Origin of the sequence: Bordetella bronchialis (assembly GCF_001676705.1) — a bacterium.
Classification (GTDB): Bacteria; Pseudomonadota; Gammaproteobacteria; order Burkholderiales; family Burkholderiaceae_B; genus Bordetella_C; species Bordetella_C bronchialis.
The window spans coordinates 1,032,436-1,052,907 of record NZ_CP016170.1 but is presented as its reverse complement, the minus strand read 5'-3'; the positions used below and the strand labels follow the sequence as shown (position 1 = coordinate 1,052,907).

Genomic DNA, 20,472 nt, shown 5'->3' with positions numbered 1-20,472 from the left:
GAAACGATGCGTGGTTATTCTTCGCCGGGGTTGGCGGCCGGCGCGCGCAGCAGGGCCAGGCGCGTCCGATGGGTCTTCAGCCACGCGGGAATGGCCTCGCCCGGCATGGCGCGGGCGATGAAGTAGCCCTGCCCCAGCGTACAGCCCAGCCGTTGCACCAGGCGCCAGTCCTCCAGGGTTTCTATCCCTTCCGCGGTGGTGACCAGGCCCATTTCCGTAGCCATGTCGATGGCCGCGCCCAGGATGGTGCGCAGCTGCTTGCGCCCGCTGGCGCCGTGCACGAAGCTGCGGTCGATCTTCAGCTCGGTGAAGGGCACCCGCGTCAGTTGCTGCATGGACGAAAACCCCGTGCCGTAGTCGTCGATGGACAGCCCGAAGCCGCGCAGGCGCAGGCGCGCCAGCAGCCCGCGCGCGCCGCTGTCGGCATCGACCAGCGAGCTTTCGGTGATCTCGAACACCAGTTGCTCCGGCGGTACCTGGAAGCGCTCCACCACTTCCAGGATGCCGCCGGCCAGCCCTGGCCAGCCCAGCAGCAGCGGCGACAGGTTAACGGCCAGCGACAGGCGCAGGCCGCGCCGGCTCCACCGCGACACCTGCGCCAGCGCCTGCTCCATGACGACGAAGGTCAGGGGATGGATCAGTCCGTATTGTTCGGCCAGAGGCACGAAGCGGGCCGGCGATATATCGCCGCGTTCGGGATGCGTCCAGCGGGCCAGGGCCTCCACGCCGCGGATAAGGCCCGTGCGCATGTCCGCCTTGGGCTGGTAGTGGACGTGGATCTGGCTGTCCCGCAGGGCCCCTTCCAGCATGCCCGGCGGGATGGGCGCCTCGCTATCCGCCGCCGGCGCCCCATGCCGCGCCGCGCCGCGCACGTGCATGCCGCGCAGGGCCAGGGCCGCGGACAGTCCCGCCACCGTCAGGGGTTTCTCCAGCCCCGCCAGCACATGGAAACCCATGCCGCCGGCCACCGATACCACCGAGTCGATCATCGCGCCTTCGCGGCCCGAGGCCACAACGAGGTCCGGCGTGATGTGGCGGATCAAGAGCTGCTCCAGGAGCTCGATGCAGTCCATGCCCGGCATCTCGATATCGACCACCATGACGGCAGGGCGCGGCGACACGCGTCCCAGCAGCGCCAGCGCCGCCACCCCGCCCGAGGCCTGGTGTACCGTCTCGATGCCCAGCTCGCGGCACAGCGACGCGGCGTGCAGGCGATGCACGGCGCTGTCATCGACCACCAGGACCGACGCCACGCCGTGCGGCGCGACCGCAATGGGCGGGAGCCGGTCCGGACTGCTCATGGCATGCCCGCGTCGTCCGCCGGGACGGCCGTGCGCGCGGCGCCCTCGATGGCGGCACCGTGCAGGCCGTCCAGGCCCTCCAGCGACATGACATGGCCAACGGCGAGCAGGATCACGAAGCGGCCGCGCACCTTGCCGACACCGGCGATGAAATCGCTGCGCAAGCCCGCGCCGAAGGCAGGCGGCGGCTCGATGTCGGCGGGGGCGATTTCCAGGACCTCGTTCACGCCATCCACCACCACGCCCACTACCTGCCGTCCGGCCTCGTCCGTTTCCAGCTCGACGATGACGATGCAGGTACGCTTGGTGACGGGCGACGGCTCGCGGCCGAAGCGCGCCTGCAGGTCCATCACCGGCACGACCGCGCCGCGCAGGTTGATCACGCCGCGGATGCACGCCGGCATCATGGGCACCAGCGTCAGGTCGTGGTATTCGATGATCTCCTTGATGGCCAGGATGCCGATGGCGAAGGTCTCCTTGCCCAGCATGAAGGTCAGGTACTGCGAAGGCTCGGCCTGCCCGATGGGCGCGCCGCCCGGCTTGAGAATCGCATTCATCGCCCTGCCCTCAATAGCGGACGAACTGGGATTCGTCGACCGCTTCCGCGCCCGCGTAGGCCAGCTTGCCGGCGGTCTCGGGCTCGGCGGTTTCCTTGGCCACCATCGCGGCCGGACGCCGCGCCGCCACCGGCCGCTTGCGGGCCGCGGCCGCCGCGCCGGCGGCGCGCGCCACGCGGTCGGACAACTTGAAGAAACTCATGGCCTGCTGCAGCTGTTCCGCCTGGGCGCTCATTTCCTCGGCCGTGGCCGCCAATTCCTCGGAACTGGAGGCGTTCTGCTGCGTGGTCTGGCTCAATTGGCCGACGGCGGCATTGATCTGGCCCACGCCGGAGGACTGCTCCTCCGAGGCCGCCGTGATTTCCTGCACCAGGTCCGAGGTCTTGCGGATATTGGGCACCATTTGCTCCAGCAGGCGGCCGGCCCGTTCGGCCAGGTCCACGCTGGAACCGGCGACGTCGCCGATTTCCTGCGCCGCGACCTGGCTGCGCTCCGCCAGCTTGCGCACTTCCGCCGCCACCACGGCGAAGCCCTTGCCGTGCTCGCCGGCCCGGGCCGCTTCGATGGCGGCGTTCAGGGCCAGCAGGTTGGTCTGGTAGGCGATGTCGTCGATGATGCCGATTTTCTGCGCGATCTGCTTCATCGCCGCCACCGTGGATGTCACCGCCTCGCCGCCTTCGGCCGCCTCGGCGGCGGCCTTGGTGGCCATGCTATCGGTGACCTTGGAGTTCTCGGTGTTCTGCGCGATCGAGGCCGTCATCTGCTCGATGGAGGCGCTGGTTTCCTCGACGCCGGCCGCCTGCTCGCTGGACGCCTGGCTGAGCGATTGCGCCGTCGCGCTGACTTCCTCCGACGCGCCGGCCAGGGCCTCGGCGCTGCTGTTGACCTCGGACACCACCTGGGCCAGCCGGCCGACCATGTTCCTGACGCTGGCCATCATGCTGGTGGTGTCGCCCTTGCGGGTCTTGACGTCCACCGACAGGTCGCCACCGGCCACCTGCTGCAGGACTTCCGCCGCGTAGGCGGGCTCGCCGCCCAGCAGCTTCAGCAGGCTGCGCGTGATGAAGACGCCGATCAGCAGGGCCAGCACGATGGCGCCGCCGGACATGGCCAGCACCAGCGTGCGCGTCTGGTCGTACATGATGTCGCCCGCGGTGTTGGCCTCGTCCATCTGGTGCGCCTGGTAGTTCAGCAGATCCCGCACGGCATTCTCCACCGCCGTGTTGGCGGGAACAATATCGCTGCGCAGGTAGGCGATGGCATTGGACTTGTCGGCGCCCGCGGCCAGGGCGAAGAAACCGTCTATGCGCTGCTCCAGCGCCGCGCGCGCGTCCTCGATCTTCTTCAGCATCGCCCGAGGACCATCGCCGGTAATGCTTTTATCCAGCTTGCCCAGGGTCTGGCCGCGCGCGGCGGCATTGTCGGCCAGCCGCTTGCGCAGGCGGGTCACCTCGGTGTCGTCGACAGCCAGCAGCAGGCCGCGCAACTGGCGTCCGTCGTCCAGCGAGCGCTGCAGGATATCGTTCAGCTGCACCGTCTTGGGGTAGCGGTTCGTCGCCACTTCCGTGAGCGCGTCGTTGATTCGCTCCAGCCGCGTGATGCTCAGCACCGAGATCGCGGCCAGCAAGGCAATCACGATCCCGAACCCCCATGCCAATCGCGTGGCAACCTTCATATTCCCGAACATGCCTATCTCCCTAATGATCCACGCGGCCCCCGCGCCGCGCCTGTTGCCACATCAAACGGACAGGCGGGCATGCCCCGCCGCCACGGAATTGCGCGCCTCGGCCATCAGGGCCGGGACGTCGAGTATCAATGCCACATCGCCGCTGCCCAGGATGCTGGAGCCGCTGATGCCGCGCGCCTGGGCGAACAGGCGGGACAGCGGCTTGATGACGGCCTGGGTTTCGCCGAGCAGCGTGTCCACCACCAGGCCGATGCGCTCGCCGCCGTGCCGCACCACCACGATGTTCTCGCGCGCGGCCGGCTCGCCCGGCAGGTCGAACATGCGCCGCAGGCGGATGAAGGGCAGCACCCGGCCGCGCAGGTCGGTATAGTCGCGGCCTTCCACCGGCGTATAGGCGACGCACTCGTCCACCATATCCAGTGGCAGGACGAACAGCGAACGCCCCACCGCCACCTGGAAACCGTCGATGATGGCCAGCGTCAGGGGCAGGCGCACGGCGACCGTGCTGCCCTCCCCCGCGCGGCTGGCTATTTCGACGCTGCCGCGCAGCGCCTCGATATTGCGCTTGACCACGTCCATGCCCACGCCGCGGCCGGAAAGGTCGGTCACCGCGGGCGCGGTCGAGAAACCGGGTTCGAAGATCAGGCGGAATACGTCCTCGTCCCGCATGCCGCGGCCGTCCTCGATCAGGCCGCGCTCGATGGCCTTGGCGACGATGCGATCCCGGTTCAATCCCGCGCCATCGTCGCGGACTTCGATGACGATGTGGCCGGATTCATGGCGCGCGTCCAGCACGATGGTGCCGTGCGCCGGCTTGCCCAGCGACGCGCGCGTTTCCGGCGCTTCGATGCCGTGGTCCATGGCGTTGCGCACCAGGTGGGTCAGGGGATCGCCGATGCGCTCGATCACCGTCTTGTCCAGCTCGGTGTCCTCGCCGCGCACCTCCAGCTCGATATGCTTGCCCAGGCTGCGCGACATATCGTGCACCACGCGGCGGAAGCGGTTGAACGTGGCGCCTATCTTCACCATGCGCAGTTGCAGCGTGCTGTCGCGCACGGCCTCGACCAGGCTGGCCACCTGGGCGTTGCAGGCCTGCAGTTCGGCATTGCCGGCGCGCGCCGCCGCCACGCTGGCACCGGAAGACGCGGTGATCAGCTCGCCCACCAGCGAAATCAGGTGATCCAGCTTGTCCGCGTCGACGCGCATGGACTTGCTTTCCCGCGACTTGCTGTCCTTGGCCTGCCGCTGCTTGGCCAGCGCGCGGTCCACCACCGGTTCGGCCACGGTTTGCTGCCGCACCAGGATCTGGCCCAGCGGGCCGTCGGCCTCGCCGCTGCGCTGCGCGCGCAAGGCTTCCTCCAGCTCGCGCGGGGTCAGCGTGCCGCATCGCACGAGCATTTCTCCCAGCATCGCCGGCTCTTCGCCCAGCTCTTCGATCATGAGCATGTAGTCGGCCGCCCGGCTCCGCGGCGGGATGATGCGGATATCGCAATCGTCCAGGACGAACTCGAAGGTGCTCTCGATGGTGGCCTTGTCGGCGGGGCTGTCCAGGCCGATCTCCAGGCCCAGGTAGCAGGCCTCCGGGTCCATCGCTTCCAGCGTCGGCAGGCGGCCCGTCTGGCAGGCGACGCCGGTGACCCGCCCCAGCTTGTGCAGATAGCGCACGAAGGAAAGCGGATCCATGCCGTTGCGCAGCACGCCTTCATGGAAGCGCAGGGAAATATGCCAGTGGTCGGCCGCGCCGGCGTCGGCCGGAGGATCCGTGGCGTCCGGGCCGCCGGGCGAACCCGCCGTCCCGGTCCCGGCCGCGCCGTCCGCGTCCCGGGCCGGCAAGCGCGTATACGCGCCCAGGCGCTCCCGCAGCACGGCCGCCTCCGCGGCCAGGGCGGGGTCGTCGTCCACGCAACCCTCGGCCACGCGTTCGACCATCCGGCCGATGGTGTCGCTGCACGCGAGCATCAGCGCCACCAGTTCGCCGTCGATGGCGATGGCGCCTTCGCGCACGCGATCCAGCACGCTTTCGACATGGTGGGTAAACGACACGATGCTATCGATGCCGAACAGCCCCGCGGATCCCTTGATGGTGTGCGCGGCGCGGAAGATCGCATTGACGGCATCGCCGCGGTCGTCGGCGCCCTCGACAATCAGCAGCGCCGATTCCATATCGGCCAGCAGTTCGCGGCTTTCCGCGATGAAGGTTTGCAATGCCTGGTCCATGTCCATGGCGGTTCTCCGGCTCGGGCCTTCAGGCAAGGGGCGTGGCGGCGCGGTCGTCCGCGCCGCCATGGATGTCGGCGCACGCATCGCCATCGGCTCCGCCGGAGCCGGACGGCGTCTCGCGCGCACCGGCGAAGGCGTCCTCCAGCCCCAGCAGTTCAATGGCGGTGTCGACGCTGCGCGAGACGCCCGCCAGGCGCAGCTCGCGTCCCTGGTCGCGCGCCTGCCGGAGCGCCGCCAGCAGCAGCTGTATGCCCGCGGTGTCGGCTTCCGTGATGTCGCGCAGGTCCAGCCGCACGATGCCCGCGGCGTCTTGCGAAGCCAGCGTCCGCGACAAGCGCTGCCGCATGTCCTGCGCGGTGTAGATGGTCAGTTCGCCTTCCAGGCGCAGATCAACATGGGTCACGGCGGATCTCCGGATTCCTTGGGGCCCGCCTTCAAGGCAGGATCAGCTTTTCGACCGCGCCGAGCAATTGCGCCGGCTGGAAAGGCTTGACGACCCATGCCTTGGCCCCGGCCTGTTGTCCTTCGCGTTTTTTCGCTTCCTGGCTTTCCGTGGTCAGCATGATCACCGGCGTGAAGCGGTAGGCGGGCAGCAGCTTGACCGCCTTCAGGAAGGCGATGCCGTCCATCTCCGGCATGTTCACGTCGCTGATGATCAGGTGCACTTTCTGGCCCGTCAGCTTCGCCAGGGCGTCCTTGCCGTCGCGCCCCTCGATGACGTCGTAGCCGGCGCCGCGCAGCGCGATGCCGACCACCTGGCGCACCGAGGCCGAGTCGTCGACGATGAGTATGGTCTTTGCCATGGCGAGGATTCCCTTGGATATGACGGGCCCTGGGGCCCGATTCAGAAGAAGGTGATGTCGGTGGAGGCGGCCGGCGCGGCAACGGGCGCCGCCTTGCCGGATTGATGGTTCTGGCGCTCTTCCGCCATCGCGTAGGTGCGCTCCAGTTCGCCCAGCAGCGGGGCGGCGTCCAGCGGCCGCAGCTCGCCCGCCTCGGCGCAGGCGACGCCGTAGTCGTGGATGACCGAAGGCAGCCGTTCGATATTGGCCCCCACGTGCGCCATCACCTGGCTGACCCGGTCCTGGAACTGCAGCTGCACCAAAGCCTGGCTGACCTCTTCCTGGATGCCCTGGCTTTCCTGGCGCAGCAGTTCGGTGGTGCCGCCCAGCCCTTCGGCGAAGACGCGGAAGCGCTCCAGGACCTCCTGGATGGTGGCCTCGGATTTGGCGATGGCGGCCTGCTCGCTGCGCGTGGATTCCTCGGCGGCGGCGCAGGTGGCGACAATGGCGTCGCCGATGAAGGCGATTTTCTCGGCGATGCGCGCGCCGGTCTCGCCGGACTGCTTGGACAAGGCGCGCACTTCCTGCGCCACCGTGGCGAAGCCGCGTCCCAGGGCGCCGGCATGCGCGGCCTCGATGGTCGCGTTGATGGCGAGCAGATTGGTCTGCTGCGTGATCTGGCCGATGGCCTGCACCATGCTTTGAAGCTCGTCGACGAATCCTTTCAGGCCCTGCACCTTGCCCAGCAGTTCGGCCTTGGTCTTGATGCTGGCGCCCAGCAGGCTGACCACGCCATCCAGCTGTTCCGCGCTGCGCGCCGAAACGCCCGCGGCCGACTCGCCGTGGCCGCCGCTGTCGCGCGTCGACAGGCGCAGGGTCTGGTCCAGGCGGCTGGAGATCTCGCCGAAGCGCATGCTGAGCGCCGTGACCGCCGTCTCCATCTGGGCGCGGGACGACTCGATCTGGCGCGACCAGACCGGCGCCAGGTCGGCGCAGAAATCCTCCAGGCCCCGGACGTGCGCGCCGATGTCGATGGCGTCGCCGGCGCGCCCGCGGCGCCCCGCATAGCCGGCGGCCAGACCCAGGCCGGCCAGGGCCGCGGCCACGGCCAGGGCGGCAGGGGTATAGGCGCCGAAGAATGCCGCGGCGGCGCCGCCCGCGATGCCCAGCAGTGGCGCGGCGGCGGAAGACCAGGAAGAAAGGACGAAAGTCATGTGGATGAGCATCCCGTGGCATTGCCGCCGGGCCGATACGGCGGCGGCGGTTGTATCCCAACAACGGCATGCCGCCTCTCCACACTAAGGACGCGGCCGGCCAGATTAGGGCACCATGTCGGCCAATGTTGTCTTTTTGTTTGAATCTGTGAACAATTGCATGGTTGCCGCTCGTGCCCCGGCTGATGAACGCCAGGGGTTCCCTATCCCGTTGTAATGATGATGCTCAGCAGCACCGAGAGTCCCGCGGCCACCCCTTGCATGCCGTCGCCGCGGCGCGGTCTGTCCGGCGCCGCGGCCGCCAATATCCGTCCCGTTACGCTGCGCCAGTTGCTGGTGGAAGTCCTGCGCCGGGGCAAGGATCCCCGGCCGCTGTGCGAAGGGCTGGGATTCTCGCCGGACGATCTGCAACAGGACGGCTTCTTCGTCTCCGGCCTGCAGGCGGTGCAATTGATACGCCGCACCTTGCCGCTGATGGGCAATCCCGTCCTGGGCCTGGAAATGGGCGCGGGCGTGAACATCGTGTCCTGGGGACTGGTGACGCTGGGCTTCATGGCCTGCGATTCGTCCCGGCAGATGCTGGATTTCGCCATCGAGCACCAGCGCCACGCCGGCTGCCTGCCCACCCTTCATGGGGAAGCCACCGCGCAGGCTTTCCGGCTGGTGGCGCGCGCGCCGTTCGCCGAACATGAGGTCGCGACCTTCCTGGTGGACAAGGCCCTGGCCTCGATGGCGCAACTGGGCCGCCAGGTAGTCGGTCCGCATTTCAATCCCAGCCGGGTAGACCTGGTCATGGAAAGGCCGGCCTATGGCGCGGCCTATGAAAACGTCTTCCGCTGCCCGGTGCGTTTCGGCAGCACGGAAAACCGCATCTATTTCCCCATCGAGCCGTATGCCGTGCGCACCGCGGACGCGGTCGTACTCGGCCAGGTGTCGCGCGTCCTGTCGAGCGCCGCGGAACCGCGGGCGGACTCGGCGACGCGGGTCTGCGTGGTGCAGGCCATCCGCCGGGACCTGGCGCATCCGCCGCCGCTCTGCGCCATCGCGGCGTCGCTGCACGTCAGCGAACGCACCTTGCGCCGCCGTCTTGCGGATAGCGGCGACAGCTACGCCGACCTGCTGTGCGCGGAGCGCCGCACGCGCGCCCTGTCGCTGGTGGCGCATTCCTCGCGCACCTTGCAGCAGATCGCGCGGGAATGCGGCTTCAGCGACGTGCGCAGCTTGCAGCGGGCCTTCAAGCGCTGGACCGGGGTGAGCCCCACGGCCTTTCGCGGCCAGGCGGGCACGCGCCAGGGCGCCCGGATGCTGCCCTAGGGCCTGTTAACGCTAGAAGAAGCGGGACGGGATCTTCCCGCTAGGTTCGCCGCGCCAGGACACGGATTGCCTCGGCCAGCCTGTCCATCTCCGCATCGGCGGTCAGATAGCTCACGGAGGCGCGGGCAATCTCCGCCAATCCGCGCGCGCGCATGTCCAGGGGCGTATAGGCCGGTCCGTTGGCGCCGATCGAGATGCCCTGCGCAGCCAGCGCGCGCGCCAGCGCGGACGCCTCCATGCCCGCCACGGCGAACGACACCAGCCCCGACCGCTCGCGTCCCTGGTCCAGCACCGCCACGCCGGGGATGTCCGCCAGCAGCGCGCGCAATGCCCCGGCGTTGCGATCGATGCGCGCGCGTATGGCGGGGATGCCGATATCCAGGGCCTCGCGCAGCGCATTGGCCAGGCCGCAGCGCAGGACGTACGACCGTTCGGAGGGCTCGAAGCGCTCGGCGTCCTCGCGCAGCACCGGCAGGCCCTGGCCATCCAGCGGCGCGGAACTGGTGTCCACCAGCGCCGGCGTCAGGCGCGGCAGGAAATCCTGGCGGACATACAGCAGGCCAGTCTGGCGCGGGCCGCGCAAGGCCTTGCGGCCGACGCCCGCCAGCACATCGCAGCCGATGGCCTGGACGTCGATGGGCAGCTGCCCCACGGCCTGGGCCGCATCGACGAAATAAGGAACGCCGTGCCGGCGCGCCACGGCGCCGATGGCGGCAACCGGATTGATCAGGCCGCCGTTGGCCGGCAGCCAGGTCACCGACACCAGGCGCACGCGGTCGTCCATCATGGCTTCCAGCGCCCGCGGATCGGCCATGCCGCTGTCGTCGCAGGGGATGGTTTCGATACGCGCGCCGGCGCGCACGGCGGCCAGGTGCATGGCCGCGATATTGCCGCCCCATTCCTGGCGCGCCACCAGGATGCGGTCGCCCGGCCGCCAGTTGCCCAGCGCGGCGAAGGCCCCGGCCCATCCCACGGAATTCCCGGCGGTGATCGCGATTTCCCCGGGGCGGGCATTCAGCAATGCCGCGCCCAGCACGCGGGCCTGTTCGGCCTGGTCGCGCGCCGCCGCGCCGGCCTCGATCGGCCCCATTTCGGCCTCGCGCCACATCTGCGCGCGCATGGCTTCCAGCGTGCCGGCGGAAGGCAGCGAGGCCCCCGCATGATTGAAGTGGACGGTGGTGCGCACGCCGGGCGTACGGGCGCGCAGCACGTCGACGGCGGCATCGTCCAGGATCGCGGGAGGGGGCGTTGCGCTCATGGTGTCGGGCTCCGGAAGGGAATGCCGCGCGGGCGGCGTAGCCCGCTATCCTAGCTCATGGATACTGCTGCCGCAGATAGGTGTCCTGCCACGCGACGTACTGTTCCACCGCGCCCACGCCGCCTATCGCGTCGAAGGCCTGCCGCAGGATGTCGGTCAGACGCCAGACCGGCGGTGTGTCGCCGGGCGGCGTGGCCAGCACGCCTTCCGCGAACGCCAGCGGCGATATCCATTGGTAGTCCAGGCCCAGCTCGGCCAGGATGCGCTGCGACAGGTAATCCACCGCGCCGCGTTCGCCGGCGCCCAGCGCCACCACGCATTGCGGGTCGATGCGGCCGTCGGCGCCCATCCAGGGCGCGGGGTTCAGCGGATTGGCCCCCGTCAGTGCGGCGACCATCGCCCGCACGGCATAGCAGACGGGGTTCATGGGCATCAGGCCGCCCCCCTTGAAAACATAGAAATGGTTGCCCAGGGGACGCGCGTCGCGCAGCGGCAGCGTCATCACCCGCGTGGTGCGGCGAATGCCGATCGCCTCGTACAGCGGCAGGCCGTCGCGCTCGGCGATCGGCGACAGCAGGACGATGGACCAACGCTCGGGCGCGGCCAAGGGCAGGTTGCGCTGCGCGATGGCATGATGGATCAGCTTGCGGAAAGACGGGGATTTGTCCAGCGCCGACATCAGCGCCGTTACCGTCGCCAGGTCGGACTGCCGCTGCGCGACGTAGGGCTCCAGGGAGCCGGACGTGGGCGGCGACCCCGCCAGGCACACATCGAAATACAGCACCGAGGGCAGGTCGTGTTCCGGGGGGACGGGCTGGCTGGGTATGTTGGCCAGCACCAGGCAGCTGTCCCACACGGTTTCGGTTTCCGAGATCCCGCCGCCGGGCACCCGCGCCACGCCCCTCAGGTCGATATACGGCGCCCTTCCCATGTGCAGCTCGTGGGGAACGAGGCCGATGTGCGCCTGCACGCCCGGATGCTGGGCGCGGAAAAAATGGAAGAACTCGGCGGTGGCATTGGTGCCGTCCGCCACCGCCGCGGGCGCCGCGGCGGTGGCGGCGCTGGATGCCGCGGCCGACGTACCGGCCCTGGCGACGGCGTCGGCGGCGACATGTGCCCTTGCCCAGGCGGCGGACAAGGCGGATGTGGCGGCCGCCGCCGAGGTCGATGGATCGTCGGGTACGGGCCAGGAAGCGGCCTGGCTGGAGGTCCCCGGCTGCGATGCCGGCTGCGCCGGACCCTGCGCGCGGCGGCTGTCCGACGACACCATGGCGACCAGCCGCGCGGAAGTGTCCATGCGGCACCACTGCGGCGGCAGGTCCACGCGGGCCGTTCCCGGCGTCCAGCGGAAATCCACGCGGACCGGCGCGAAACCGCCCGTCGCGGGAACGAGCGGGGCGGACAGGCCCGGCCGTAGGGAAAGATCGGGATGCATGCGGCGACTCCTGAAGTTGCGGGCTGCGGGCCGCGGCGGAACGTCCGCCAGGGCCTGGGTTTCAAGCCCACCCGCTGGGGTAATGTTCCTGCAGGTATTCGTCCTGCGCGGCGACGTAGCGCGCCACGGCCTGCAACCCGCCGTTGGCCGCTATCGCGGCCTGCATGGCGTCGTTGAGCCGCGCTTCCGGCCATTTCTTGCCGGGCGGCGTGACGAGGTTGTCGATACCGAACGGGATGGGCGACAGCCATACCGGCGCATCCGGCTGCAGTTCGCGCAGGATGCGCTGCGCCAGGTAATCCACCGCGCCCCGTTCGCCCATCCCGAAGATGACGACGCGCTGCGGGTCGATAAGGCCATCCGTGCCCACCCAGCGCTCCGGCCCGGCCGGCCGCGCGCCGAGCAGCGTGCACACCAGCGCACGGACCGTGCACGCCCGCGCGCTCATCTGGCGCAATGCGATCTCCTCGGACTCCCCGGCCCTGGACAGGTAGTAGCGGTTGCCCGGCGGCTCGCTTCCCGGCAATGGCAGCGTGACGACGCGGCAGGCGTGATCGGGCAGGAACGGGTCCTTGAACGCCGCCTGCGGACCGTCAGGCGGGCCAATGGCCCGGCCCAGGTCCGCGCAGCCCGCCGGACACGCGACCTTGGCCACCCATCGACCCGGCCCGCTGACGGGCAGGCGGCCTTGCTCGACCGCCACGCGGACCAGTTGGCGCAAGGTGGGCGAGGCATCCATGCGGCGCAGTTCCAGCGCCGTATCGACCATTGCCTGCTGGACATACGTCCACGCGGGATCGGCCGGCGCCACGGGCAGGCCGGCGGCCTGGCCGTTGCCCGCCTCCACCAGCAGGTTGAAGTACGCGACGATAGGCAGGTTGCTCTGGACCGTGATGGGGGCCCATCGCGCTTCCGTCAGCACCTGGCCGGCAGCCCATACCGATTCCGTATGGCGGACGCGCCCATGCGGATGCCGCAACGTTCCGTTCAGATCCCGGTACGCGGCGTAGCCCATCTTGAAGCCGGGGGGTACGGTACCGTTGGACCAATCGTGATCCGCGACGCCGCACGTGGCACGCGCGGCCGGTGCCGGCGGCTTGCCCGGAGGCGTGCCGCGCGGCAAGGCCGGCCAGTCCTCGATGCTGAGCCGGCGGGCGGGGCCGCGGGATACCGCGCTCACGTAGGTGCGGGGCAGTACGGGCAGCGGGACGCTCCAGTTGCGGCCGTCCCGCGCGCGGCCCTGTCCGGGCAGCGAACTGAAGCGGCGCAGGGCTGGCGTGCGCGCCGGCGCCGCCGGGCCGGCGCCCTGCGTATACGCGGTGTCCAGGAAAGCGGACAAGGTGGGAAAGCTCGGATACATGCGGGGCTCCAGGGTTTCGCGGGCAGCGGATCAAGAGGATGCGTGCCGGTAGTGCAGATCCAGGTAGTCGTCCTGCGCCTGCACATAGGCCATCACGAACTCCACGCCGCCGATGGCCTCGAACGCGCGCCGGGTCTTCAGGTTGAACCGCAGGGCATGCGCCGCGCCGTCGCGTGGCGGCGCCAGGTTTTCCTCGGTGAACGGCAGCGGCGAAAGCCAGGCGCCGTCATCCGCGTCGAGTTCGCTGGCGATCCGCTGCGCGAGGCAATCGACGGCGCCGCGTTCCCCCACGCCGCGTTCCACGATGCGGGCCGCGTCAATGCCGCCGCCCGGCATGAGCCAGGGCTGGCAGGCGGTGGGCCGCGCGCCCGTCAAGGCGCACACCAGGGCGCGCAGGATGCAGTGCCGCGCGCGCATCGGCTGCAGCGTCCCGTCCTTCATCAGGTAGTAGCGTCCGCCGATCGGATCGTCGACCGAGGCCGGCAGCGTCAGCACGCGGCCCGCGGGGTCGGGGTGGAAAGGCGCGGCATACATCGCCAGCCTGCCGTTCCCGGGCGCGGCGTAGCCGTTGGGGTTGACGTCGTAGCCCAAGGGCTGGACGATTTTCAGCACCCAGCGGCCGTCGCCCTCCATGGGCAGGCGGCCTTTGTTTACGGCCACGCGCACCAGCTTGCGCAGGGTGATGGAGTCTTCCACGGCCATCAGCTCATGCAGCACTTGCTGCTTGATGCGCTGTTCGAACCGTAGCGCGGCATCGACGGGCATGACCGGGAAAAGCGGGTTGCCCACCTCCACGCGCAGCTCGAAATGGGCCGCGAGAGGAAGATCGCCGGCCGGGGGAATCGGCGCCCGCTGTGCCGCGATCAGGATCTGCGCCGAGGTCCAGACGGTTTCCGTGTCGCGGGTGCGGCCGGTCGGTTTTTGCACCTGCCCGTTCATGTCCTCGTAGGGCGCCCGGCCCATGGGAAACGCGTGGTGGATGACGCCCCCGAATCGCTGGTAGTCGGAATCCGCCGGCGCGAAGGCGGGCAAGGGCGCGGCGCTCGCGGATGTTGCGGAAGCGCTTGAAGCGGCGGCGGTCGCCGATGTTGCTGAAATCGGGGAAGGTGCGGATGCCGCAGACGCCGATGCCGCCGAAGACGCCGCGGACGCCGATGCCGGCCGGCTGGCCGGCGATTCCGCCCACTCCATGGCCGCCGGGACGTCCGCGGACGCGCGGCCGCCCCTGGACGCCCCCGCGCCGATCAGGCCGGGCGGCGGCGACAGGGGTTCCCCGGGCCAGCCGCGCGCGGACGCGGCCCGCCCCTGCCCGCTGGCCGCGGTAAACGGCGAGGACGGGGAAGCGTTGCCATCGCCCGCTGCGGGGACGATGTCCGGCAACGGGTTGAAGACGTATGAAGTGGGATGCATGCGGCGTCTCCGGTTGTATCCTGACCGGCACGGCCGGGACGCGGCGCCCCGGTCGGCCATCGAAGCGCTTACGTACGCGATCGCCGCCGACGGTTCCTGACCTGGACCGGCATGGCGCCCGGCCGGGAACGCGCGAAACCGCAATTCCATGTCGATTCCATTGCGCGCCGTTCGTCGTACCGTTGGGACGCTCCTGCCGGCTCGCGCAGCGATCCGTCCCCTCACAACAGGAGGAATGACCCATGACTTACGTAGACGGATTCGTGGCCGCCGTGCCCATCGAAAACCGCGAGGCCTATATCCGGCATGCCCGCGTCGCCGCCGAGGTGTTCAAGGAACACGGCGCGCTGAGCGTCGTGGAGTGCTGGGAAGACGACGTCCCCGATGGCAAGATCACCTCCTTCCCCATGGCGGTGCAGCGCAAGGAAGGCGAGGCCATCGTCTTTGCCTGGATCGCCTGGCCATCGCGGGAAGCGGAACAGAAAGGCATGAAGGCGGCCATGGAGGATCCGCGCCTGCGTCCGGACGACAACCCCATGCCTTTCGACGGAAAACGCATGATCTACGGCGGTTTCACCACGGTCCTGGAGCTCTAGGACATAGAGGCTTACGACTATCGCGCGCGGCGCGGCACTCTGGTATACAGGCACTTTGCCCACGTACAGCAGGGGAAACCATGAACCGTGCCGCGGCGATCGCCCATGCCGATGCCAGCTTTACATCCGGCGCCTTCCAGGCGGCGCTGGCCCGCCGCATCGCTATGCCGACGGAAAGCCAGAACCCGGACCGGGCCGCGGACCTGGCGGCCTATTTGCACACCGAACTGCAGCCGGCCTTCGAATCCATGGGCTTCGCCTGCCGTACGCTGACCCATCCCAAGGCGCGGGCGCCATTCCTCTACGCGGAACGGATCGAGGACCCCGCCTTGCCCACGGTATTGGGCTACGGCCATGGCGATGTCATCCGCGGCCTGGACGCCGAATGGCAACAGGGCCTGTCGCCCTGGAAGCTGACGGAATCGCAGGGCCGCTGGTACGGCCGCGGCATCGCCGACAACAAGGGCCAGCACACCGTCAATATGGAAGCCCTGCGCAGCGTGCTGGAAACCCGCGGCAAGCTGGGCTTCAACGCCAAGTATCTGGTCGAGATGGGCGAGGAAACCGGCTCGCCGGGGCTGCGCGAGGTCTGCGAGGCGCACCGCGAGCTGTTCGCCGCCGATCTGCTCATCGCATCCGACGGTCCGCGGCTGCGCGCGGAACGGCCGACGGTATTCCTGGGCGCGCGCGGCGGGCTCAACTTCGATATGACCATCGAGGCCCGCGAAGGCGGCCATCACTCGGGCAATTGGGGCGGGCTGCTGTCCAACCCCGGCATCCAGCTGGCGCACGCCATCGCCAGCATCGTCTCGCCCACCGGGCAGATCCGCATCCCCGCCTGGGTGCCGAAGGAATTGCCGGCCTCCGTGCGCCGCGTGCTGGCCGATTGCGAAGTCGACGGCGGCGCGGACGGCCCCGAAATCGACCCCGGCTGGGGCGAGCCCGGCCTGACGCCGGCCGAGCAGGTCTATGGCTGGTGTTCTTTCGAGGTGCTGGCCTTCAAGACGGGCAACCCCGAAACGCCGGTGAATGCCATTCCGCCGCGCGCCTGGGCGCGTTGCCAGCTGCGCTTCGTGGTGGGCGTGGATACCGACGACCTGCTGCCCGCGCTGCGCAGGCACCTGGATCGCCACGGTTTCCCCATGGTGCAACTGACACTGACGCGCGAGACGATGTTCAAGGCCACGCGCCTGGATCCCGACGATCCCTGGGTCAAGTGGGCGGTGGAATCGCTGGCGCGGACCAGCGGCAAGAAGCCGGCCATCCTGCCCAACCTGGGCGGCTCGCTACCCAACGATATCTTCACCGAAGTCCTGGGGCTGCGTACCATCTGGGTCCCGCACTCCTACCCCTCGTGTTCGCAGCACGCGCCCAACGAACACCTGCCGCCCGAGCTCCTGCGCGAAGGCCTGAACCTGATGACCGGGCTTTATTGGGACCTGGGCGCCGGCGATACCCCCGCCTTGCAGCGCGCTTGACCCGCGCATCCCGGCAGGACGCCGGCCGCCAGGGCGGCCCGCGCCAGCGGCCCCGGCCAGGCCCGGGCGCATCGAATACTATTCCGCGATGCCGATTCCGCTGGAGCCTTGCGTGAAAAACCTGCCCGCCGCCATCCTGGCCGCCCATGCCGCCATCCGTCCGCACGTGCCCGTCTCGCCGCTGGAACGGAGCGGCGCGCTGTCCCAGGCGCTGGGATGCGAGGTCTGGCTGAAGTGCGACCACCTGCTGCCCATCGGCGCTTTCAAGGTACGCGGCGCGGCGAACAAGATCCGGGTGCTGGGCGATGCGGCGCGCGCGACGGGCGTGGTCACCGCGTCCACCGGCAATCATGGCATGGCGGTGGCCTGGGCCGGCGCCCGCGCCGGCGTGCCGGTCACGGTTTATGTGCCGGCCTCCGCCGTGCAGGGCAAGCTCGACGCCATCGAAGGCCTGGGCGCGAAGCTCGTCGTGCTGGACGCGCCGCCCATCGAAGGCGAACGGCAGGCGCGGCGCTACGGCGCCGCGCACGGCGTGCCGTATATCTCGCCCTACAACGATATCGACGTCGTCGCCGGCCAGGGAACGATAGGCGTGGAAATCGCCGAGCAGGCCGGTGCGGACGCGCTGGACGCCGTCTTTGTCTGCGTGGGCGGCGGCGGGCTGGCCAGCGGGCTGGGCAGCGCGATCAAGCACTGGTCGCCGCGCACCCGCGTGGTCGGCGTCTGGCCGGAGAACTCCCCGTGCATGCTGCGCGCCCTGGAGGCCGGCCGCATCCTGGACGTTCCGGAATTTCCCACCCTGTCGGATGCCACGGCCGGCGCGGTGGAGGAAGGCTCGATCACCTTTCCCTTGTGCCAGCAAGTGATAGACGAGCGCATCACCGTGTCGGAAGCGGAGATCGGCGCGGCCATGCGCGCCGTGGCCCAGGCCGAACACTGGATGGTCGAAGGCGCGGCCGGCGTGGCCTTGGCGGGCCTGATGCAGCGCCGCGAGGCATGGCGCGGGAAGAAAATCGGGGTGGTGCTTTGCGGCCGCAATATCGGCCTGGAGCGGTTCATCGGCGCCGTGGGCGCGGCCTTGCCGGGCCAGTCGCGGTGACGGAATCGCGCAGCCCCGCGAGCGCGGCCGGCTCATACTTTCGCGGGCATCCGTAAGGATTAAGGGCCGCCTCATCCCAAGCGCCCGCTATCCAGGTACCCGCCGAGCCGCCACAATGGACGCGTGCCGATTCGAGCACACGGCCGCGACCGCGCGCTTCGGCGCAAGAAACGGCCGGCACGACAACTAGGGCCTGTTAACGCAACGTGGCACACGGGAGACAACGATGAATCGATCTTCGTCGCATAACGAAGGCCGGCGGCGCGTGCTGGTGGGCGGCGCCGGCGCGCTTGCCGGCCTGGGCCTGGGCCACGCCACGGCGCGCGCGCAATCGGCGCCGGCGGCGGCGCCTTCCACCCCGCCCGCCCCCCCGACAAGCGGCAGGCCGCTGCCCGCCTACGTCGCCTGGAAGAACCCGGACGCCCTCATCGTCCACAGCGCCAATACCATCGAAACCCGGCGCACGGCCTTTGGCGACGGCGTCATCACGCCGGCCGACCAGCTATACATACGCAACAACGTCTCGCCGCCGGACCCCTCCATCCTGAAGGACCGCGACGCCTGGATGCTGAGCGTGGACGGCGTGAAGACGCCGCGCGACATCACGGTGGGCGAACTGAAGACGATGGGGCTGGCGACGATGGCCGCCGTCCTGCAATGCAGCGGCAACGGGCGCAAATTCTTCCCGCACAAGCCCAGCGGCACGCCGTGGAACGTCGGCGCCGCGGGTTGCGTGATGTGGACCGGCGTGCCCGTAAAGCAGGTGGTGGAGGCGCTGGGCGGCGTCGCGGGCGGCGCACGCTATATGACGGGCCGGGGCGGCGAGACCCTGCCGGCCGGCATCGACGCCAATACGGTGATGGTGGAACGCTCCGTGCCGCTGGACGCCATGCAGGACGCGCTGCTGGCCTGGGAGATGAACGGCGAGCCACTCAGCCTTGCGCACGGCGGCCCGCTGCGCCTGATCGTGCCCGGCTACTCCGGCGTGAACAACGTCAAGTACATCAAGCGCCTGGCCTTCACGCCGGAGCAGACGCAGGCGGCCATCCAGGACGTGCGCTATCGGCTCGCGCCGGTGGGCGCCAAGGAAACGCCGCAGCAGCCCGCCGTATGGCAGATGGATGTCAAATCCTGGATCAACGGCTTCGAGAGCGAAGGCACGCTGCCGGCCGGCCCCTACGTGATACGCGGCGTGGCCTTCGGCGGCATGGACGCCGTGAAGTCCGTCGACGTTTCGGTGGATGGCGGCAAGACCTGGGAGCAGGCCGCCTTCATCGGGCCGGACCTGGGCAAGTATGCCTGGCGGCAATTCGCCTTGCGGGTGGACCTGAAACCCGGGGACTACGTCTTCGTCAGCCGCGCCACGGACGTCAAGGGCAACGTGCAGGTCGAGAACCGCAACGACAACGAGGCCGGCTATCTGAACAGCAGCTGGCGCGACCATGCGCTGAAGATCAAGGTCACGGCATGACGTGGCGGACGATGGACTGGCGGGTGGCGGGTCCTTGCCGGCGGCGAACGCCGGCGGGGGCCGCCCTTATCGCGCTGGCCGTCGCCTGCGCGGCCGGCCCCGCACATGGCCAGGATGCCCGGGGCGCGCTGCGCGAGCGGGGCAAGGCGCTATTCACCGGCGGCGCCACGCCGGCATGCGCCATCTGCCACACGCTGGAAAACGCGGGCGCGACCGGCGCGGTGGGCCCGTCCCTGGACGAGCTCAAGCCGGATGCCGCGCGGGTAGAGGCCGTACTGCGCAAGGGGATGGGCGTCATGCCGGCCTATACGGCCCTGAGCGAGGAGGACATCAAGGCGCTGGCGGAGTATGTCTCCGCGGCCACGCATATCCCGTGAGCCTTGCGTCGTCGGTCGACAGCGGTCATGCATGCTTGCCGATCGCCCGCGCCGCCCGTATCACCAAGGGCCCCAGTTCCGCCTTGGCGCGCTCCAGCGACCATTGCGGTTTCGGCACCGAGATATTCACCGCCGCCACGGGATCGCCGTGGTCGTCCAGGATCGTCGCCGCGACGTTCAGGTCGCCGGGATAGAACTCTTCGTCCGCGTAGGCGTAGTGATCCCGCCGTGCCTCGTCGATCAGTTCACGCAAGGCAGCCACGTCCGTCGTGGTGCGTGGCGTGTGCTTGATGCGCGCGATGGCGCGCAACTTCTTGTCCAGCTCCGCCGGCGGCAGGTGCGCCCACAACGCACGGCCCGATGCGGACGCGACGCAGGGGATGCGCGTACCCGCGGGCAGGTAGACGGGAATATGCCGGGCCGGCGCGACCCGCATGACGAAGACCATATTGTCCTGATCGTCGGGTACGGACAGATTGACGATCTCGCCGCACTCCTGGTTCAGCTGGTGCATCACGGCATGCGCGTGCTGGAACAGCGGCGGACGATAGAGATAGCTGTATCCCAGGCCGACGGTCTTTACCGTGGTGCTGTAGCGCTTGCTGCGCGGATCCTTGGACAGGTAGCCGGTCTGTTCCAGGGTGTAGGCAACCCGCTGGGCCGAGCCCATGCTGATGCCATTCTCCCGCGCGATTTCCTGCAGGCTCATCGAGGCGTGGGCGCGGAACGATTCGAGAACGGCCAACCCTTTCTCCAAGGACTGGATCAACAGGGGGGACGATTCGGCCATGGGCGTCTCCGGGGGCGGGTTAGGGAAACCCTTACGTTGTTGGGCAGAAGGCGGCGGAGTATAAAAATCGATATACGGAATTGATTATCGCATAGCGATAAGGCAACACACTCGCGCAGCGCC

18 protein-coding genes are annotated in these 20,472 nt (G+C 69.4%); 6 read left to right on the top strand and 12 right to left on the bottom strand.

Going from position 1 to position 20,472, the window contains the following annotated elements; genetic code table 11:
* Positions 1–14: 14 nt before the first annotated feature.
* From BAU06_RS04640 to BAU06_RS04610, 7 genes are read right to left on the bottom strand one after another with little or no spacing between them, the layout of a single operon-like run.
* Positions 15–1,301, bottom strand: a complete 1,287-nt coding sequence (locus tag BAU06_RS04640) for an EAL domain-containing response regulator (RefSeq protein ID WP_066344929.1) — start codon at positions 1,299–1,301, stop codon at positions 15–17.
* Positions 1,298–1,858 (bottom strand): chemotaxis protein CheW, encoded by a 561-nt coding sequence (locus BAU06_RS04635; protein ID WP_066344927.1) that lies wholly within the window; start codon positions 1,856–1,858, stop codon positions 1,298–1,300. Before BAU06_RS04635 ends, BAU06_RS04640 begins: the two co-directional genes overlap by 4 nt.
* A 10-nt stretch (positions 1,859–1,868) precedes the next feature.
* Positions 1,869–3,545, bottom strand: a complete 1,677-nt coding sequence (locus BAU06_RS04630; RefSeq protein ID WP_066344925.1) for a methyl-accepting chemotaxis protein — start codon at positions 3,543–3,545, stop codon at positions 1,869–1,871.
* Positions 3,546–3,596: 51 nt separating this feature from the next.
* Positions 3,597–5,768 carry a chemotaxis protein CheA gene (locus BAU06_RS04625; RefSeq protein WP_066344924.1) on the bottom strand — a complete coding sequence of 724 codons (2,172 nt, stop codon included), beginning with the start codon at positions 5,766–5,768 and terminating at the stop codon, positions 3,597–3,599.
* Positions 5,769–5,790: 22 nt separating this feature from the next.
* Positions 5,791–6,168, bottom strand: a complete 378-nt coding sequence (locus BAU06_RS04620) for an STAS domain-containing protein (protein ID WP_066344921.1) — start codon at positions 6,166–6,168, stop codon at positions 5,791–5,793.
* Between the two features lie 31 nt (positions 6,169–6,199).
* Entirely contained in the window at positions 6,200–6,568 is a 369-nt protein-coding gene (locus BAU06_RS04615; RefSeq protein ID WP_066344918.1) for a response regulator, read from the bottom strand.
* A 41-nt stretch (positions 6,569–6,609) separates the two neighbouring features.
* Positions 6,610–7,761, bottom strand: coding sequence for a methyl-accepting chemotaxis protein (locus BAU06_RS04610; RefSeq protein ID WP_066358038.1), 1,152 nt, complete (start codon positions 7,759–7,761; stop codon positions 6,610–6,612).
* Positions 7,762–7,977: 216 nt separating this feature from the next.
* On the opposite strand from BAU06_RS04610, the gene BAU06_RS04605 reads away from it, so the two are divergent.
* Positions 7,978–9,075 carry an AraC family transcriptional regulator gene (locus BAU06_RS04605; protein ID WP_066344915.1) on the top strand — a complete coding sequence of 366 codons (1,098 nt, stop codon included), beginning with the start codon at positions 7,978–7,980 and terminating at the stop codon, positions 9,073–9,075.
* 40 nt (positions 9,076–9,115) lie between these two features.
* Here BAU06_RS04605 and BAU06_RS04600 read toward each other — a convergent pair whose 3' ends face one another.
* The 4 genes from BAU06_RS04600 to BAU06_RS26820 form a co-directional block, all read right to left on the bottom strand.
* Positions 9,116–10,333 (bottom strand): aminotransferase class V-fold PLP-dependent enzyme, encoded by a 1,218-nt coding sequence (locus BAU06_RS04600; protein WP_066344913.1) that lies wholly within the window; start codon positions 10,331–10,333, stop codon positions 9,116–9,118.
* A gap of 55 nt (positions 10,334–10,388) precedes the next feature.
* On the bottom strand, positions 10,389–11,768 hold the full coding sequence (locus tag BAU06_RS04595; RefSeq protein ID WP_066344910.1) for a hypothetical protein: 1,380 nt from the start codon (positions 11,766–11,768) through the stop codon (positions 10,389–10,391).
* A gap of 61 nt (positions 11,769–11,829) precedes the next feature.
* A complete protein-coding gene (locus tag BAU06_RS04590; protein ID WP_066344908.1) occupies positions 11,830–13,128 on the bottom strand; it encodes a hypothetical protein in 1,299 nt (432 codons plus the stop codon).
* A 30-nt stretch (positions 13,129–13,158) separates the two neighbouring features.
* Complete coding sequence (locus tag BAU06_RS26820; RefSeq protein ID WP_066344906.1) at positions 13,159–14,160, bottom strand: hypothetical protein; 1,002 nt, start codon at positions 14,158–14,160, stop codon at positions 13,159–13,161.
* A gap of 620 nt (positions 14,161–14,780) precedes the next feature.
* On the opposite strand from BAU06_RS26820, the gene BAU06_RS04575 reads away from it, so the two are divergent.
* The 5 genes from BAU06_RS04575 to sorU all read left to right on the top strand — a co-directional run bounded on the left by BAU06_RS04575 (position 14,781) and on the right by sorU (position 19,559).
* A complete protein-coding gene (locus tag BAU06_RS04575) occupies positions 14,781–15,134 on the top strand; it encodes a DUF1428 domain-containing protein (protein ID WP_066344902.1) in 354 nt (117 codons plus the stop codon).
* A gap of 80 nt (positions 15,135–15,214) precedes the next feature.
* A complete protein-coding gene (locus BAU06_RS04570) occupies positions 15,215–16,612 on the top strand; it encodes a M20 family metallopeptidase (RefSeq protein ID WP_066344900.1) in 1,398 nt (465 codons plus the stop codon).
* A gap of 112 nt (positions 16,613–16,724) precedes the next feature.
* Complete coding sequence (locus BAU06_RS04565; RefSeq protein WP_066358031.1) at positions 16,725–17,711, top strand: threonine/serine dehydratase; 987 nt, start codon at positions 16,725–16,727, stop codon at positions 17,709–17,711.
* 226 nt (positions 17,712–17,937) lie between these two features.
* On the top strand, positions 17,938–19,182 hold the full coding sequence (gene sorT, locus BAU06_RS04560; RefSeq protein ID WP_066344898.1) for a SorT family sulfite dehydrogenase catalytic subunit: 1,245 nt from the start codon (positions 17,938–17,940) through the stop codon (positions 19,180–19,182).
* The gene (gene sorU / locus BAU06_RS04555; protein WP_082987979.1) at positions 19,179–19,559 is read left to right on the top strand and encodes a SorU family sulfite dehydrogenase c-type cytochrome subunit; all 381 of its coding nucleotides are present in this window, start codon (positions 19,179–19,181) and stop codon (positions 19,557–19,559) included. The genes sorT and sorU overlap by 4 nt, the downstream gene beginning before the upstream one ends.
* 25 nt (positions 19,560–19,584) lie before the next feature.
* Here the strand turns inward: sorU and BAU06_RS04550 are convergent, their stop codons facing one another.
* Positions 19,585–20,349 (bottom strand): IclR family transcriptional regulator, encoded by a 765-nt coding sequence (locus BAU06_RS04550; protein ID WP_066344891.1) that lies wholly within the window; start codon positions 20,347–20,349, stop codon positions 19,585–19,587.
* Positions 20,350–20,472 lie beyond the last annotated feature (123 nt).

Excerpts from the sequence above, each read along its gene's own strand:
- BAU06_RS04640 (WP_066344929.1), bottom strand. The coding sequence starts at position 1,301 with ATGAGCAGTCCGGACCGGCTCCCGCCCATTGCGGTCGCGCCGCACGGC.
- BAU06_RS04635 (WP_066344927.1), bottom strand. The coding sequence starts at position 1,858 with ATGAATGCGATTCTCAAGCCGGGCGGCGCGCCCATCGGGCAGGCCGAG.
- BAU06_RS04630 (WP_066344925.1), bottom strand. The coding sequence starts at position 3,545 with ATGTTCGGGAATATGAAGGTTGCCACGCGATTGGCATGGGGGTTCGGG.
- BAU06_RS04625 (WP_066344924.1), bottom strand. The coding sequence starts at position 5,768 with ATGGACATGGACCAGGCATTGCAAACCTTCATCGCGGAAAGCCGCGAA.
- BAU06_RS04615 (WP_066344918.1), bottom strand. The coding sequence starts at position 6,568 with ATGGCAAAGACCATACTCATCGTCGACGACTCGGCCTCGGTGCGCCAG.
- BAU06_RS04610 (WP_066358038.1), bottom strand. The coding sequence starts at position 7,761 with ATGACTTTCGTCCTTTCTTCCTGGTCTTCCGCCGCCGCGCCACTGCTG.
- BAU06_RS04605 (WP_066344915.1), top strand. The coding sequence starts at position 7,978 with ATGATGATGCTCAGCAGCACCGAGAGTCCCGCGGCCACCCCTTGCATG.
- BAU06_RS04600 (WP_066344913.1), bottom strand. The coding sequence starts at position 10,333 with ATGAGCGCAACGCCCCCTCCCGCGATCCTGGACGATGCCGCCGTCGAC.
- BAU06_RS04595 (WP_066344910.1), bottom strand. The coding sequence starts at position 11,768 with ATGCATCCCGATCTTTCCCTACGGCCGGGCCTGTCCGCCCCGCTCGTT.
- BAU06_RS04590 (WP_066344908.1), bottom strand. The coding sequence starts at position 13,128 with ATGTATCCGAGCTTTCCCACCTTGTCCGCTTTCCTGGACACCGCGTAT.
- BAU06_RS04575 (WP_066344902.1), top strand. The coding sequence starts at position 14,781 with ATGACTTACGTAGACGGATTCGTGGCCGCCGTGCCCATCGAAAACCGC.
- BAU06_RS04570 (WP_066344900.1), top strand. The coding sequence starts at position 15,215 with ATGAACCGTGCCGCGGCGATCGCCCATGCCGATGCCAGCTTTACATCC.
- sorT (WP_066344898.1), top strand. The coding sequence starts at position 17,938 with ATGAATCGATCTTCGTCGCATAACGAAGGCCGGCGGCGCGTGCTGGTG.
- sorU (WP_082987979.1), top strand. The coding sequence starts at position 19,179 with ATGACGTGGCGGACGATGGACTGGCGGGTGGCGGGTCCTTGCCGGCGG.
- BAU06_RS04550 (WP_066344891.1), bottom strand. The coding sequence starts at position 20,349 with ATGGCCGAATCGTCCCCCCTGTTGATCCAGTCCTTGGAGAAAGGGTTG.